General features: G+C 37.6%; 15 protein-coding genes. 6 read left to right on the top strand and 9 right to left on the bottom strand.

Features of this window, described 5'->3' with window-relative positions:
• Positions 1 to 45: 45 nt before the first annotated feature.
• Positions 46 to 3,039 (bottom strand): glycoside hydrolase domain-containing protein, encoded by a 2,994-nt coding sequence (locus AC6H0V_RS01685; RefSeq protein WP_497561974.1) that lies wholly within the window; start codon positions 3,037 to 3,039, stop codon positions 46 to 48.
• 126 nt (positions 3,040 to 3,165) lie between these two features.
• Here AC6H0V_RS01685 and AC6H0V_RS01680 point away from each other — a divergent pair, with 126 nt between their 5' ends.
• Positions 3,166 to 4,095: a YihY/virulence factor BrkB family protein gene (locus AC6H0V_RS01680; RefSeq protein ID WP_497561973.1), complete on the top strand. Its 930-nt coding sequence runs from the start codon at positions 3,166 to 3,168 to the stop codon at positions 4,093 to 4,095.
• Between the two features lie 71 nt (positions 4,096 to 4,166).
• Here the strand turns inward: AC6H0V_RS01680 and AC6H0V_RS01675 are convergent, their stop codons facing one another.
• Positions 4,167 to 4,757, bottom strand: a complete 591-nt coding sequence (locus AC6H0V_RS01675) for a porin family protein (protein WP_497561972.1) — start codon at positions 4,755 to 4,757, stop codon at positions 4,167 to 4,169.
• Positions 4,758 to 4,887: 130 nt separating this feature from the next.
• On the opposite strand from AC6H0V_RS01675, the gene AC6H0V_RS01670 reads away from it, so the two are divergent.
• A complete protein-coding gene (locus AC6H0V_RS01670) occupies positions 4,888 to 6,651 on the top strand; it encodes a sensor histidine kinase (RefSeq protein ID WP_497561971.1) in 1,764 nt (587 codons plus the stop codon).
• A gap of 41 nt (positions 6,652 to 6,692) precedes the next feature.
• Here AC6H0V_RS01670 and AC6H0V_RS01665 read toward each other — a convergent pair whose 3' ends face one another.
• The 5 genes from AC6H0V_RS01665 to AC6H0V_RS01645 all read right to left on the bottom strand — a co-directional run bounded on the left by AC6H0V_RS01665 (position 6,693) and on the right by AC6H0V_RS01645 (position 10,729).
• Entirely contained in the window at positions 6,693 to 6,989 is a 297-nt protein-coding gene (locus AC6H0V_RS01665) for a hypothetical protein (RefSeq protein WP_497561970.1), read from the bottom strand.
• A gap of 109 nt (positions 6,990 to 7,098) precedes the next feature.
• Positions 7,099 to 7,557: a DUF4268 domain-containing protein gene (locus AC6H0V_RS01660; RefSeq protein WP_497561969.1), complete on the bottom strand. Its 459-nt coding sequence runs from the start codon at positions 7,555 to 7,557 to the stop codon at positions 7,099 to 7,101.
• A gap of 41 nt (positions 7,558 to 7,598) precedes the next feature.
• On the bottom strand, positions 7,599 to 8,183 hold the full coding sequence (locus AC6H0V_RS01655) for a riboflavin synthase (protein ID WP_497561968.1): 585 nt from the start codon (positions 8,181 to 8,183) through the stop codon (positions 7,599 to 7,601).
• Entirely contained in the window at positions 8,184 to 9,701 is a 1,518-nt protein-coding gene (accC, locus tag AC6H0V_RS01650; protein WP_497561967.1) for an acetyl-CoA carboxylase biotin carboxylase subunit, read from the bottom strand.
• Between the two features lie 2 nt (positions 9,702 to 9,703).
• On the bottom strand, positions 9,704 to 10,729 hold the full coding sequence (locus AC6H0V_RS01645) for a threonine aldolase family protein (protein WP_497561966.1): 1,026 nt from the start codon (positions 10,727 to 10,729) through the stop codon (positions 9,704 to 9,706).
• A gap of 1,023 nt (positions 10,730 to 11,752) precedes the next feature.
• Between AC6H0V_RS01645 and AC6H0V_RS01640 the strand changes: the two genes are divergently transcribed.
• Complete coding sequence (locus AC6H0V_RS01640; RefSeq protein ID WP_497561965.1) at positions 11,753 to 12,610, top strand: N-acetylglucosamine kinase; 858 nt, start codon at positions 11,753 to 11,755, stop codon at positions 12,608 to 12,610.
• A 46-nt stretch (positions 12,611 to 12,656) separates the two neighbouring features.
• Here AC6H0V_RS01640 and AC6H0V_RS01635 read toward each other — a convergent pair whose 3' ends face one another.
• Positions 12,657 to 13,115, bottom strand: a complete 459-nt coding sequence (locus AC6H0V_RS01635; RefSeq protein WP_497561964.1) for a T9SS type A sorting domain-containing protein — start codon at positions 13,113 to 13,115, stop codon at positions 12,657 to 12,659.
• 147 nt (positions 13,116 to 13,262) lie between these two features.
• Positions 13,263 to 13,952, bottom strand: coding sequence for an NUDIX hydrolase (locus tag AC6H0V_RS01630; protein ID WP_497561963.1), 690 nt, complete (start codon positions 13,950 to 13,952; stop codon positions 13,263 to 13,265).
• A gap of 123 nt (positions 13,953 to 14,075) precedes the next feature.
• On the opposite strand from AC6H0V_RS01630, the gene pfkA reads away from it, so the two are divergent.
• The 3 genes from pfkA to gap are packed head-to-tail and all read left to right on the top strand — an operon-like array spanning position 14,076 to position 16,918.
• A complete protein-coding gene (pfkA, locus tag AC6H0V_RS01625; protein ID WP_497561962.1) occupies positions 14,076 to 15,062 on the top strand; it encodes a 6-phosphofructokinase in 987 nt (328 codons plus the stop codon).
• Between the two features lie 6 nt (positions 15,063 to 15,068).
• Positions 15,069 to 15,911 (top strand): hypothetical protein, encoded by an 843-nt coding sequence (locus AC6H0V_RS01620; protein WP_497561961.1) that lies wholly within the window; start codon positions 15,069 to 15,071, stop codon positions 15,909 to 15,911.
• A gap of 5 nt (positions 15,912 to 15,916) precedes the next feature.
• Positions 15,917 to 16,918, top strand: coding sequence for a type I glyceraldehyde-3-phosphate dehydrogenase (gene gap, locus AC6H0V_RS01615; protein WP_497561960.1), 1,002 nt, complete (start codon positions 15,917 to 15,919; stop codon positions 16,916 to 16,918).
• The last annotated feature ends 160 nt before the right edge of the window (positions 16,919 to 17,078 follow it).

Raw genomic sequence — 17,078 nt, 5'->3', positions numbered from 1 at the left:
TTCTTAAATAAACTTACGAAGTTTTAAAACTTCGTAAGTTGGGTTTTAGTTCTCCCTCACCACAATCATCAATCCCTTACCCTTAGGGATATTAACTTCACTTTGAACACTTAAAGACGCAGCCCCCTGGAAATTTTGGATCTCTGGAACACTGATCACTGCTTTTGCAGGGTCGATACCCAATTTACCCCAATCAATAGTTAGCGCAATTTTTGCATCCTTGTCATCCCAACTGGCAACAACAATTAACGCGGCACCCTGTTTTTTATAAACTGTTGCCAATATCTGCGGATTGTTGGTTTTAACCGGGCAGTTTTCAGACCAATACCCAACCATTTTCGTTCCTTTCATTCCAAAATCATCCCATGCCTTCCAAATGGGCCGTGGATCATTATTGCCCGACCAGGGTAATCGATTGGTCATGCCGTAGATCATTCCACGCCACGGATTACCTCCATCCTGAAGCATCTCACCCATTAAACCGAACGGAATTCCACTCACTTCAGTAAGATAGAAATCGGGTTTATTCTTTTCGTAATCAAAATATTCGCCAAACCATAAGCGGTTTAAATAGGGGAAATGCTCCATATATAGGTTGGCACTATTATTAAAACCATCACTCTTATTGTACTGATTGGCCGAATGGAGATCGATAATTCCAGGATGTCCATTTTGGGTTAATACTCTTTTTACCCGTTTCATCGTAATGCGATCAAATGCAACATCATCAAGGTAAATACCATCAATCCCTACGTTTTTCGTTAACCAGTTCATACCCTCTACATAATAGTTATGCCATCTGCTCATTCCGCTGTTTACAATGGCCGCATCTTTAATTTCAGGGACAAACCAGGCAGCAATATAATCGTCTTTTACATGTTCTTGCAGCCACGAGAAGCCCCCACCTTTACCTGGCGAATAAATCTCATGCCCTAGACTGCGCATTGGAAAAGTTTCGTAGGCCCGGTTAGAAAGTTCTCGAACCGTATTATAAATCTTTACCTTTAGTCCTTTCTGATGTGCTTCATCAATATAACTTTTCATCTTCGCATGCTCAATAAACGGATAATTTATCCAGGGGTTTATGGGCGTGGCATGATGAATATTTACTACCGTTGCCCCAGTAGCTTTTATGCTATCAACAGTACTGTATTTATGGTAAAACCGATTCTGCCATTGAAAGTCGGTATCTATGGTATGAAATGGAGTAATTAACAGAGTGAAATTATAATAAAGTACTTCTCCCTTTTTCATCTGCCGTTCGCCAGTATAATTATTGGCCAGCATTGAACTTCCTTTGATCGCGATCGTAACGCCCCCCTTATCTCCATTTCCCCATGAACTAGGCAATAACAACGGTTTTTGCAGATAAAAATTTGTATTTAAAGGCCTAATGTATTTTTCGTCCCTTAAGCTATATTGGAGTCCGGCATTAACATTACCCAACCAGGCTCCATCCTGATTTTTTGTAGCCACATCCCATTTCCATTCTACTTTTTCGGGGCGTAATCCCCCTTTTTCTCCGAATCCCATCATGTATGTGGCTGCAGTTTTATTAAAAGGGATATGCATGGTAACATCTTTCAAGTTTACCTCCTTTAAGGCTGTTACTTTAACGGTATAGGCTAAGAAACCATCAAATTCTAAACTACCAGTTACATCTACCTGTAGACTATCATTTGTGCTTTTAGTTTTCCATTGTGCTGTACCTGCTTCTTTTTTAGTAAATTCAACTCCCCCATCCGTAAATTTGATATTCTTGCCATCGGCTTTGCGCACAAAGTGGAAGTGGATATTTTCGGCAAGTAGATTATTCGGTATGGAGGTATAATCAGTCATTTCTGGACTGAAGAAGGTTTGGATCTGTTTTGGAAAGCCATTTTTATCCAATTCTATTTTCCTCCCTAAAAAACTGATCACATTCCCGTTTATTTGAAGAGGGGCATAAGGTTTAATCACCTCATTTTTTTGAGCTAATGTAGAGTTTAGCCAGTTTAAACGGGTTTGTTTCCAAGGTTCATTAATGCCATTTTCCTTGCTTAGTTGTGGATCAACCTGTAGATTTATCTGAATGGTTTGGGAAGGTGCATTGCCAACCGAAACGATTACATTTCCTGTATATTTCCCAGGTTTTGTTGAAGTAGGAATTTGCACCAAACACCATAAGGCCTGAACCTGGCTTTGGGCTACATTTACTTCTTTTTTTAGTATTGACCCATCATACGAAATACCATCGGTATTTAAGCAAGAAAATAGAGTTTCGCTAATTTTGTTTCCAGATCCATTCTTTAAATCACCAAACTTAAGCCTTACGTTTTGCAAGTCTTTGAGCGCCCATACCCCTAACTGAAAAGAAAAATTTTCTCCTCTTTGGGCCTTGTCGGCAAAAGTTTTTTGAATTCCTTTGAGAATCCATCGCTGTGGAATCTCATTTTTCATTACAATGGGAAAATTTCTTTTCTCAGGAAAAACCAAATATGCGGGCTGTAATTGCTTAATTTTTAAATTATTTAGTTCTGCAGCTGTGGCGATTACCTCCATGGGATAAACGCTATTAAAGGAGTTGATCGATTCTATCTGAAGTACGTCAGAGTTTACGGGCAATGCGTCTATTTCTTTTTTGGAAACCCAATCCAGAACTTTTTCTTGTTGTGGGTAAACACCTTTGGGATAATTAGATCTTCCTTCATTTTTGTAGGGTTGGTAATAAATGTAATACATGCCCTGTCCGCTTGTTGGCTCGAAAGCAATAATCCCTTTTTCATTGGTAATTGATAAGGGCAAAACACGATCAACTCTTTTTCCTGTTTTAGCATCCTCAACAATAATTGCTTTTAGTTCTAGATTAGGGTCACTACGTCTCCATAACACGTTAACCTTTGCAATTTTGCCGGTACCCACAAAGCTCACCAAGGCCCGTTGGTTCCCTAATGAATCGGCATTCCAATTGTTATGGGCATTAACATATTTAAGTTCCTGGCTAAAAGCAACCGAATGAAGGGCAATTAGAAGTAGAAAAAGGGAGTGTATTCGTTTCATGTGTTGATTTAGAATTTGTAGTAAATTTAATTTTTTTTCATGGTCCTTTTCGTATTCCGGGTAAGGAGTAGCTAAATATGGGGAAGATCTATAAAAATTTCGTAATTTTGTGGATTAATCCCTAAAATGTACGCAATAACCGTTAAAAGGACAACCCAATTTTATAAACACTTAAAAATAGCCTTCAAGTTATTAAGAAAAAATGATCCTTTACGTTTAGCGGGAGCTACAGCCTTTTTTGCAAATTTCGCCATCCCACCTATTTTATTAATCCTTATTCGTTTATTTGGTTTTTTTGTTGATCGGAAAATCTTAGTAAGACGTTTATTTGAGCGTTTAGCCAGTATTCTCGATGACAGCAGCATTTCTCAGATCCGCGAAACAATGAGAAATATTAGAGGGGTTGATTACAATTGGTGGGCTACAATCCTAAGTTTTGTTTTCTTTATTTTTGTAGCTACTACCCTATTTAGCGTAATTAAAAATTCGATGGACCAAATCTGGAGCATTGGGTTAAATGAAAAATTAGGGATTGTTTTTAACCTAAAGTTAAGAGGACGCTCGTTAATAATCATCTTGTTAGCTGGAATCCTGTTTTTTGTTGGATTATTAACAGATAGTATCCAGGCGCTTATAGGAGCTTACATTAATACCGCATCACCTACTTTCGGAAAGGTGTTTATCTCCATTTTAAACCAGTTAATATTTGTTATTATTGTAACTACATGGTTTACGGTATTGTTTAGATTTTTAACCAATGGAAGACCCGCATGGAGAACAGCGATAAAGGGTGGTTTATTGACTGGAATTTTATTCACTTTGGGTAAATATATCTTGCGGATCATGCTTCCGCTTAGCAATATCGGAAGTGTGTATGGAGCCTCAGGATCAATTGTATTGGTTATGCTTTTTGTATTCTATTCTTCCTTTATTTTTTACTTTGGGGCCTGTTTTGTAAAAGTGCTAAGCGATTGGAGCAAAAAGCCAATACGGCCAATCAAAGGTGCATTTCAATACGAACTCAAAGAAATAAAAAAAGAAAAGACGAGCACATAGGCCTTTCCGCTCAAAACAAAAAAAATGGACAGCCTTAAAAAGACTATCCATTTATAATTTAGAAATACATTCTAAAATAATTTATAAGCTAAGCCTAGCGTATATAGATTTAACTTCGTTGAAGAATAGTTACTAGAATTAATTTTTGATAGGCCTAATTCATAGCGCAAATCAATTCCCACTTTACCTAGATCAACTCCCGCCCCAAATTGCCATGCAATATTCTGGTTTTTGAAATCTCCCTTAAAAGCAGAGGATGCTGCCTGAGAAAAGTTCTGGTCATCACTAAGTACAAAAGAAATCACTGGCCCGGTATTCAACCGTAATCCAACTCCAGCGGCACCAAGTTTGGTACCCAACAATACCGGAATATCCAAACTGGTAAATTTAACTTCATTTTCAAAGCCAGTAGTAGGATCTACCAAGGTGGCATTTTTACCAGAGAGATAAAGTTCTGGTTGTAAATGAATACCTGCAGCGCCAATTCGAGTCCATACACCGACAAAATAACCTGCACGATTATCACTACTAAAAGTATTTGAAGTATTGAATTTCGATAAGTTAACGCCTCCTTTTAAACCAAATTGAAAAGAAGGAAGTACCTGGCTGAATGCTAAAAAACTGCAGCAAACGAGCAATAAGGATAAGCTAATTTTTTTCATAATCACTTAACAACAGGTCTTACCGGATTGTTTACGTAAATCTAATAATATTTTTAATTGAAAGCTAAATTGCGTAGTTTTATTTATTCCATAGAATAAAATTCATCCATATTGATTCCTTCCCCATTGAATGAACTTTACGTTTAACGCTTTTGCCCTTGTTCTGTTAGTTTGCGGATCGGCCACAATTCTCTTATCCAGTTACATTTATAAAAGAGGTGGCAATGCAGTGCGTTGGTTTACTTTAATGATGCTTTCGAATGCCGTATGGTCTATCGCCTATGGTTTCGAGTTGGCAAGTACTAGTCTAACACAGATCAAGTTTTTCATTAACATAGAATACATCGGGATAGCTACTTTGCCCTTAAATTGGTTCATATTTTGCCTCAATTTTTGTGATAAAGAATGTTGGTATAAAAAGCCATTAAATCTTGCTTCAATCCTTATTTTCCCTATTGCAACTATGCTAATGGTATGGACAAACTCCTATCACCATTTACATTACAAAAGTATCACTGTGGCCACCGACGGGCCCTTTCCAATGGCTGATATCACCCAAGGAACCTGGTACTATATATTTTTAGCTTATTTTTATTTGTTGTTAGCTTCTGGATGTTACCTGATTTTAAATAAATTCAGGAGATCAGATCCTATTTTTAAGAAACAAAACTACAGTATCGTTATCGCGGCTTTTATTCCATGGTTAGGAAATATCGCCTATTTACTAGATTTGAGGCCCTTAGGACATATTGATGTAACTCCTTTTGCTTTTATTATCACCTCGTTTTTTATTCTCATTGGGATCTATCGTTTTAAGCTCTTTGATATTATCCCTATTGCCAGAGAGAAGGTTTTAGAATTAATGAGGGATGGTTTTTTTGTACTGGATCAAAAAAATAGGGTTATCGATTATAATAGATCGATAACGCAGTACATTAATTTGCCGAAAAACAAAAGTCTGATTGGTGCTGACCTAGAAGAAATCTTTCCTGAACAATATGAATTTTTTGAGCGGATTAAAAATCACCAACATGGGAAAATGGAACTTAACCTGTTTCATCAAGGCAATCAGTTTTACGTAGAAGCAGATATTCTGTTTTTAAACGACAATAAAATAAATAATGATTTTAGTATCATTAAGCTCCAAGATCTAACGCATTTTAAGCAGGATGCGATAAAAAGCAGAGAACAAGCAAATGAACTCGAAAAACTAAATCAGCTAAAAGACAGGATATTCTCTATCATTGCGCACGATCTAAGAGGACCCTTGGTAAATTTATCCGAAGTTTTAAAAATGATTGCAAATGATCAAATTACAAACGACGAGTTTAAGAGTATTTCTCCAACGTTAAGTAAAGACATCATTTACACTACCGACCTTTTAGAAAATATCCTTCATTGGTCTAGAAGTCAACTGAAAGGCTTTGGCATTAAAAAGGAGTATTTTAACCTCCGCAATCTAATTATCAACGAAATAAATTATCATTTGCCGGCTGCAACTACTAAGAAGATTAAAATTGTTCATGATGTTTTTCCTGGTGAAATGGTATTTGCTGATATTCTGATGATCCAGATCGTAATGCGCAATATCCTTAATAACGCTATAAAATTTTGCAATGAAAATTGTGAAATCCACATCACGGCAGCTTACCAAAAAAATAGCACAATGTTAGTCTGCATTAGGGATAACGGCATTGGAATTCCTACCATTGTACTAAATAAACTCTTTAAGGATGAAAACATCACCACCCGAGGTACCTTTAACGAAAAAGGAACCGGCCTCGGATTAATGGTTTGCAAAGATTTTATGAAAAGAAATGATGGCGATATTACGGTAGAAAGTAAGGATGGTGAAGGAGCAAAGTTCTGTATTTCGCTGCCAACTAATAAATAACAAATCAGCCAATTAACACATTAGCTGATTTGTTAATGAGTTTAGCTCGTAGCATCATCAAATGCCTGTTGTTCTTTTAAAGCATCAACATTGTTTTTATTTCCAAAATTTTCGGTTTTTTCAGCAAAATACGCTAAGATATCCACAATTGTATCTAGATTATCTGCAACGCGCTGGTGCATATCTGGCAAGTCTGTATCTAGCTTTTTATCACCTAATTCAATATTATCTACTTCAATTTTTCCAAGCTTCTGGATAATTGCCTGTTGCGAATGTTGCAAATCTTCCAATTCTCTAACGATCTTCTCCATTAGATCAAATTTCTTTATCGTATCCATATTAATTATTTTAAACTATTTTATAGTATCGACCCAATTACCCTGCCAAGATTATTCATTTATCAATAATAGTTGGAATAGACTTACGAAGCCTTAAGATTTCGTAAGTCTACAAGGCCTCAAAGATAGGTTTTGCATCCTCCCAGAATTGATCTAAGGCGATAATCCGAGGCTTTAGAAATGAAATTAGTGCTGGCCAATCCTGTTGATTATAGACACTAACATTAGATAGGCTTTTCGAAATTTTTGTAAAAGGCACACCAACACTGGTCGTAGCATTTAACTCCCAATCCCACTCCTGGCCCATGGCTTCCACAAAAAGATCTTTTAATGATTCAAACTGCTCAATAAACTGATATCTAAGTGATTGATCAGCATGGGTAATGGCTATGGAAATAATTGCGTGCTTTTGATCAGCATCCATCCTAAAAAAAAGCTGCTTAACCCCAGTCTTATAGTTTATCCAATTTACGGGCAAACCATTTGCTGATGGAATTGGCTTCATGTACTTGCCAAAATTAATCCAGAACTGTTCACGAAGTTTTGTTGCTTCTAATTTACTATACATGGGCGTAGGGCGTAGGGCGTAGGGCGTAGGGCGAAATTCGATTATTTGCCGATTAATCTAGCCACATACTTTCCGATGATATCAAACTCTAAATTAACAGCATCCCCTACATTAACCTGATGTAAATTAGTGTGCTCAAAAGTATATGGAATTATGAATACAGAAAATTCATCCGCAGTAGAATTTACAACTGTTAAGCTTATTCCATTTACGCAAATAGATCCTTTCTCTACGGTAACATTTCCTAAAGAGGGATCATAATTAAAACGGTATTCCCAACTTCCATCAAGTTCATTAACTAAAATGCACGTAGCAACCTGATCTACATGGCCTTGCACAATATGACCATCTAAACGACCATTCATCTGCATGCAACGTTCTAGATTTACTTTACTTCCTACCTTTAATTTACCCAGATTTGTCTTTAGCAGTGTCTCTTCTATAGCGGTAACCTGATAGGTATGATCAGAAATGGCAACAACCGTTAAACACACACCGTTATGCGCTACACTTTGGTCTATTTTTAGCTCTGCACTAATTGCCGAGCCTATTGTAAAATGGATATTGCTTCCTTCAGTAACAATAGCTGTTACCTCGCCAAGCGTTTCTATAATTCCTGTAAACATTTAACTGTATTTCTTTCTGTTTTTGATCCAGCTCGCCCCATTACTGGTTATCTCTGCGCCGTTTGTGACCATCGTTTTCTGCTTTCTCAATTGTGTTACCGCAGTAAGCGCAGCCAACATTGCTTCAACTTCATCATCGGTTTTTAAGCTGTTTGCATTAAAATACTTACTTACAAAATGGGTGTCAAATTTACCTGATGTAAAAGCGTCATGTTGCATTACAAACTTACCAAAGCTCAGTGTGGTTTGTATGCCCGTAATGTCATATTCATCAATAGCGCGGATCATTCTAGCTATAGCCTCAGCTCTTGTTGCACCAAAGGCGATGAGTTTGGCTATCATCGGATCATAATAGATTGGGATTTCCATTCCTTGTTCAAAGCCATCATCAACCCTAACTCCATTTCCTTTTGGTGTTTGATAGGTCTGTAAGGTGCCAATATCGGGTAAAAAATTATTTAGGGGATCTTCGGCATATACCCTTAACTCTATCGCGTGACCAATTATGCTGAGGTCTTCTTGCTTATAGCTTAAGACTTCACCTTGGGCAATCTTGATCTGCTCTTTTACCAGATCCAATCCCGTAATCATTTCTGTTACCGGATGTTCTACCTGCAAGCGGGTGTTCATTTCTAAGAAGAAAAAATCAAGATTTTCATCCAATATAAACTCAACCGTTCCTGCCCCAACATAATTTACCGAGCGGGCAACATCCACAGCGCATTTTCCCATCTGCTCTCTAATAGCAGGGGTTAAAATAGACGATGGTGCTTCTTCTACAACCTTTTGGTGTCTTCGCTGAACTGAACATTCACGTTCAAATAAATGTACAATATTGCCATGGGTATCTCCTAATACCTGGATTTCGATATGCCTCGGTGAAGTAACATAGCGCTCGATAAATACGGCACCATCACCAAATGCCGATGTAGCTTCGCTTACCGCTAGATGCATCTGCTCTTCAAAATCATCAACCTTTTCTACAATCCGCATCCCTTTTCCGCCACCACCAGCAGCAGCTTTGATCAGGATCGGAAAGCCAACTTCAACTGCCCTTTCTTTAGCCTCGTTTAGATCGGTAATCGCCTCTTCAGTGCCGGGAACCATGGGAATATGGTATTTTAACGCCGCAGCTTTTGCAGAGAGTTTATTTCCCATAATTTCCATCGCCTCTGGTGTAGGCCCCACTAAGATAAGTCCGGCCGAGCGCACTGCCCTGGCAAAAGCCGCATTTTCAGATAAGAAACCATACCCAGGGTGAATAGCCTGAGCACCCGATATCCTGCAGGCTTCAATTATTTTATCGATCACCAAATAAGATTGATTGGAAGGTGCCGGACCTATACAAATCGCCTCATCAGCATACCGCACATGCAAAGCCGATCGGTCTGCTTCAGAAAATACCGCTACTGTTTTTATCCCCATTTCTTTTGCAGAACGCATAATGCGCAGGGCGATTTCCCCTCTATTGGCAATCAGTAGTTTGGAGATATGAGTTGGGGATTTTGAATGCTGCATTACTAGTTTAATTTTAACTTTGAGATAATTGCTACCGCTTCATCAATCATTGAAGAAGAGATATCTAAATGAGTTACAAATCTAATGGTCCGATCAGAGGTAGAATTGCATAAAATTCCCATATTGGCTAAGGCGTTAATAATGGTTTCTGCTTTTAGCGAAGGGATTACGTCAAAGAGTACAATATTGGTTTCTACCGGCATCACATCGTGTACAAAACTTGCTTTGCTCAATGCATCGGCCAAAGTCTGTGCGTGGAGATGATCATCTGCCAAACGATCGATATGATGATCCAATGCGTAGATGCCCGCAGCAGCTAAAAACCCAGCTTGTCTCATTCCACCACCCAATACTTTCCGGATCCTAACCGCCTTTTTTATGGTAGATGCGTTGCTCAAGAATACCGACCCAACTGGGGCTCCCAATCCTTTTGAAAGACATACAGAAATACCGTTAAAATAGCTGCCATAACTAACGGATTTATCTCCAGTAGCCACCAAGGCATTAAAAATTCTTGCTCCATCAAGATGGAGTTTAATTCCTTTTATTGCACACAAATTATGGATGGGCTCAATCTGATCTAACTTGTAACATTTCCCTCCACCCTTATTAACTGTATTTTCTAATACAACCAAGCTAGAATTTGGATAATGAATGTTATCTGAATTTATTTCTGGCTCTATCATTTCGGGAGTTAAAATACCCCTTTGGCCATTTAACAACCGAACAGAAGCCATAGAGTTATAAGCGATCCCCCCGCCCTCATAGCGATAAACATGGGCAGTTTGATCACAGATTACCTCATCCATTGGCTGCGTAAAACATTTAATGGCAATTTGATTGCTCATCGTTCCTGATGGACAAAAAAGTGCAGCTTCCATGTTAAATAATGCGGCTAACTTTTTTTCCAGCGCATTTACCGTTTCATCTTCTCCAAAAACATCATCACCAACCTTTGCGCTCATCATTGCATCAAGCATTCCTGGTGTTGGTTTGGTAACTGTATCGCTTCTAAAATCTATCTTCATTACTATTGATTATACCATTAAGAAATTAAGACAATTAAGCTATTTGTCTTTTAATATTCGAAAATAGTCATTAACAACTCTTCAATCTTAATACTGATTTTTATACCATTAAGAAATTAAGTTAATTAAGTTATTCGTCTTTTAACATTCGAAAATAGTCATTAATAAACGGTTTCATCTTAAATGAATTGTTTATACCATTAAGAAATTAAGTTAATTAAGCTACTCGTCTTTTAACATTCGAAAATAGTCATTAACAAATGGTTTCAAAGATTTTGTAATATTATCTGTAAAAAAATTACCAAACATATGAGAAAAAGACAAATTAAACGACACGATCGTTCAGTTGTTAGGAGTTAGCAATCGTCCACTCCTCAAGTATGTCACCCTTGTGGAAGTTAGGTAATTCGGTAATAGAATCTCAGCATGTGTTTGGATTAGATTATGGGTGGGTATGCGTCGTGCTGTCCCCCGCTGGAGGGGGGCGCGTTGGCCATTGTAGGGGCAGGGGGAGGATTAGAATGCTGTAAAGTTATTTTTGGACAAGCCAAATTCACATCCACCCCCTTTGATTCCCCCGCCAGCGGGGGATACTGGGCGCCTATAGCGATGTCCAAAAAACCTAAATTAATGCTCCTCAAAAACCTAATTCTGTTTACCGAAATATTTAACCTTTACAACCCTGAATTTGTAGAAGGGCTTAACTTGTCTTCGACAAGCTCAGACTGACCGCTTAGCCAACTTGTATAAGGGTTCTAAAGTTGATGAATACGAAAATAGATAAAATTATTTTGCCTTGTTTATTCCTTTATAGTAACCTATACCAAAGCTAAATTCGGTATGATTTCAGCGTTAATAGTGTAAAAGATACACTTTCTAAGAAATATTGCTCTAGGCTATTGTTTTAATAGCATCACATAAAGTTATTGTTAAGAAAATAAAAACTAAATTTTAATTTTTTATTTCAAAAAACCCACATATATTGGTAGACTTTTTACTTATATCAAACCTAAAAAATATAAAATGATAGTTATTGCAGATGGTGGATCAACAAAAACAAATTGGTGCTTAATCAATGAAGCCGGAAGGAAAATTCATTTTAATACCGAAGGCTATAATCCTTATTTTTCGGACAGTGAGTATATTGAGAGCTCTTTAAAAAGTTCTTTGCCAGATCACTTAGAACCAGAAAAGTTAACCGAAGTTTACTATTATGGTGCAGGTTGCTCTACAGATGCCAAAAGAAAAGTGGTTTCTGACGCAATGGAAAAGGTATTTGTAAATGCTAAGATTAACATCGGTCATGATCTATTGGCTTCATGCCGAGCTTTGCTGGGTGATAATGAAGGATTTGCAGCTATTTTAGGAACCGGTACCAATTCATGTTTATATGACGGGAATGATATTTCATTGAACATCGATTCGCTAGGTTATTTTTTGGGTGATGAAGGAAGCGGAAGTTACATAGGAAAACGAATTTTGGCCGATTACATGAAAGGTTATATGCCAAAAGGATTAAGAGAAAGCTTTTATGATAATTATGCCTTAACAAACGAAGATATTTTTGATCATATCTACAATAAACCCCTGCCCAACCGTTTCTGCGCAAGCTTTAGCAAATTCATTTATGATTTTAAGGAAAACTACGAAGACTATACCCACTCTGTTGTAGATTATGCCTTTACTGCTTTCTTCGAAAATTTAGTGGTACACTATCCCAACTATAAAAAGTACGAACTAAACTGCGTAGGTTCTGTAGGTTATAGTTTCAGAGATATTTTAAGTTTGGTTGCCGATCGCTATGAAATGGGTGTTGGTAAAATTATCCGATCACCAATAGATGATTTGGTAGACTACCATTTGAGTAAAAAAATTAGCTGATTGGCAAATTAGCTGATTAGTGCCAAAGGCATCACTTTGTGGCTAATTATTGTACGATCATCTTTCTGCTAAAAATCTTGTTATCCACCTGCAAAACTAGGATATACATGCCCGATGTAATGTTGTTTTTAGAAAATTCCCAAAAATATTCCTGTTTACCTGCCGCTTGATCCTGTTTAACCAATACGGTAAGCTGCTTGCCAGCAAGATCCACTACGCGCAAGTAAACGTTTGCTTTTGCCGTGAGCGTATAGCTTATGGTTGTACTACTGCTGGCTGGGTTAGGAAAATTAGTGAAATTTATGACTTCCTTATCGGCATAAAGATTAGCAATGCCTGCCCAATCCTTACCATTGGCGGAAATTTGAGGGAGGATTATGGATTTTGTACTGGCATTCGCTCCTACAAAAAAATATGAAGAATACCCTCCCAACTGCGCCTGAACAGTAATATTCATCGCAATTAGCCCAACAAAAAATAAGATACTTTTGTAGAGTTTCTCCATATATTAGGGTTGATAGTGTAAATATAACACTTCCAGCTATATTTTAACAAACAAATATATATAAATTTTACAATTCTAAATTTTTATGGTGGCGGGCATTAGGAGTAAAATGTTCGGAACGCCTCTCCCTTTGCGCCAATCGCTTAACTAAAAAGAAATTTCTTTGCCAAATAGTTTTGCATATTTCCTTTTATCAAATTTATAAAGGGTTGCCGCCCTAAAAGAAACACCTTTTTGTTTTTCATTAAGTTCTTTCAGCACACCAAAGCTCAGGATCTTTTTTCTAAAATTCCTTTTATCCAATTTTTTGCCTAAAATTAGTTCATAAACATTTTGAACTTGGGTTAACGTAAATTTTTCTTGTAAAAGTTCGAAAGCAATGGGCAAATGCTTAATTCTCCGTTTAATTTTCTCAAGGCCCTTATCAAAAATATGCTGATGATCGAACGCAAGTTTGGGCAATTCCTTTACATTAATCCATTGTGCCTTTTTTGCATAAGAGGTTAGGGGCTTAAGTGCCTTATCCCCTCCTAGGCGCAGCATTGCATAATAGGCTACTGTAATAACCCTACCCTGGGGATGTCGGTCAACTTCGCCAAAAGTATAGTATTGTTCCATATAAATGTCGCTCAAACCCGTAAGCTCGTGCAAAATTCGCGATGCAGATTGGTCTACACTTTCGTTCTCTCCAACCAAATTTCCTGGCAATGCCCACCAATCTTTAAAGGGCTCTTCATTCCGCTCGATCAATAAAATTTTAAGCTCCCCACTATCAAACCCAAACAGCACGCAATCAATAGAGACAGCAGAATTAAACACAGGTAGTACTTCTTTCAAGATAAATCAGTTTTATATGGTATAATATTAGGACAAAATAAATACACTTGTTCTGTTAATTCATAAAAATAATAAAAAAAAATTACTTAGTGTAAAAAATACACACTATATTCGTATATTATAATGGAGCCAAATATTAAAAATATTGCAGTACTAACTTCTGGCGGGGATGCCCCCGGAATGAATGCATGTATCAGGGCTGTAGTCCGTACCGGCATTTATCATGGAAGAAATATGTTTGGCATAATGCAGGGCTATCAAGGCCTTATCGATGACAACATTGTCCCAATGGATGCCCGTTCTGTAAGTAATATTCTGCATTTAGGAGGTACCATTCTAAAAACTGCCAGATGCCTAGCTTTTAAAGAGGATGCCGGAATGGAATTGGCGTTTAAAAATCTTAAGGCCAAATCAATTGATGCCTTGATAGTTATTGGCGGCGATGGAACTTTTACCGGTGCTAAACGCTTTGGAGAAAAATATAAGATCAATGTAATTGGCGTACCCGGCACAATTGATAATGATTTGTACGGATCGGATTTTACACTGGGTTACGATACTGCTGTTAATACCATCATAGAAGCCATAGATAAAATTAGGGATACCGCTAATTCGCACGATAGGCTATTTTTTATAGAGGTTATGGGAAGGGATTCAGGATGTTTAGCCTTGAGAACTGCCGTTGCCAGTGGTGCTGAGGCGGTATTACTTCCAGAAAAAGAAACCTCGTTAAAAGACCTCATAGTTAAGCTAAAGGAAGGAGCTTCTACCAAAAAATCGTCGAGCATTGTTATTGTTTCTGAAGGAAATAAATATGGTGGTGCCTACGATATTGCCAAAAGTGTAAAGAGAAAGTTTACGCATTACGATACAAAAGTAACTATCTTAGGGCACTTGCAACGTGGCGGGAGCCCTAGCGGTTTTGATCGTATTTTAGGAAGCAGATTAGGCTATGCTGCCGTGAAGGAAATACTTAAAGGAGAAACGATGAAAATGGTTGGACTTCGAGGCAACGAAATTAAATTAACCAGTTTAGAAGAAGCTTTACATGCTCATACTTATAAATTAGAAGATGATTTATTAGAAATGACGCATGTCTTATCAATATAAAATAAAATGATAGCAGTTGTGTATAGTGGGTCTAAAAGCGCTTTCTGGAAAATCTCCAATGAAGGGAAGACGGTTGCGGAATGTACGATCCCTGGTATCAATCCTACTTTTAACGACCATAAGCATATCCTTTATTTGCTGAACAAGAATATCGTCTTGATTAATTATGCCGAAAGCATCAAGAAAATCTATGTTTTTGCTGCTGGCGCTTCTTCTCTTGCGATGCAGGAATCATTGGCCAATACCTTGGGCGTATTTTTTAAAAACAGCAAAATTAAGGTCAAGGATGATATTTATGGCGCATCTATTGCCGCCTGCTTCAATCAAACCGGTATTGTCGGTATTTTGGGCAGTGGAGCTAATTGTGCCTATTACGATGGAAAAAGTCCCGAACAAAATAATTTCGGGTTAGGCTTTATCCTCGGAGATGAAGGTTCTGCTAATTATTTGGGCAAAATGTTGTTAAAGAATTACCTAGAAGGAAAATTGCCTGTCGAATTGGATAAGCAGCTAGAGGAAAAATATAATGTTGATAGGCCCATAATTTTAGAGCGCATTTACAAGAAGCCTAATGCCCAGAATTACCTAAGTTCCTTTTTAGATTTTTATATCGAAAATAGAACACATAAATTTATCGAGCAACTCATAGATCAAGGTTTTGAGAAGTACTTTAACACCTATCTATTGCCAACAGTTACTAAGCATCCAAATGAGGAAATCCATTTCGTGGGAACAGTAGCAGGTACTTTCCAGGACAGACTTAGGTTAGTGGCGAAACAGCACAACATACATATTATCACAATTACTAAAGAACCAATATATAATTTACTGAATTATTACTCAAATTAAATAAAATGACTAAAGTAGGAATAAATGGATTTGGCCGTATCGGCAGACTTGTTTTTAGAGCTGCATTAAAAAGAGGCTTGGATATTGTTGCCATCAACGATTTGATCGAGCCAGACTATATGGCTTATATGTTAAAATATGATACTACCCATGGACGCTTTGATGGTACCATTGAAGTAAAAGACGGCCATTTGGTAGTAAACGGAAAAACAATTAGAATTACGGCCGAAAGGGATCCAGCAAACTTAAAATGGGGCGATGTAGGTGTAGAGATTGTAATCGAATCAACAGGGTTGTTCTTAACCCGTGCGGATGCTGAAAAACATATTGCAGCTGGAGCTAAAAAAGTGGTGTTCTCTGCCCCTGCGAAAGATAGTGATATCCCAACTTATGTAATGGGGGTTAACCACCATAAATTAACTGCAGATCAAACTATTGTTTCGAACGCATCGTGTACTACTAACTGTTTGGCACCAATTGCTAAAGTGTTGAACGACAATTGGGGCATTGTAGAAGGCTTAATGAGCACCATCCACGCTGTAACTGCTACGCAAAAAACAGTTGATGGTCCTTCGGCAAAAGACTGGAGAGGTGGGCGTGGAGGTTTCTCTAACATTATCCCTTCTTCAACTGGCGCAGCTAAAGCAGTGGGTATGGTTCTTCCAGAACTAAAAGGCAAGTTAACCGGCATGTCGTTTCGTGTACCAGTTGCTGATGTTTCTGTGGTAGATTTAACTGCCCGTTTAGAAAAACCAGCTACTTACGAGGAAATCAAAGCGGCTATGAAAGCTGCTTCAGAAGGCGAACTAAAAGGTGTGCTAGGATATACGGAAGATGAAGTAGTTTCTTCAGACTTTATAGGTGATGATCATGCTTCTATTTTTGATGCTAAAGCAGGTATATCACTAAACGATAATTTTGTTAAAGTTGTTTCTTGGTATGATAACGAATGGGGCTATTCATCAGCATTAGCTAAATTTGTAGAGTACTACGGAACGTTAAAATAGCCGAATAAAACCTCATAGGTTTATACTAATTGATGGCAATAGCTTTAGGGTTATTGCCATTTTTGGTTTTTAGGGTTTGCGAAGGTATTCCTTCATGACTTGAACATCCATTTAGGACAATCTCTTTTTTAGATAAATATTTTAACGCAAAGACTGCAAA

This window comes from Pedobacter sp. NO84 (assembly GCF_059703915.1).
Note: the sequence above shows the minus strand (reverse complement) of the source record. Positions and strands in the feature narration are given on the sequence as shown.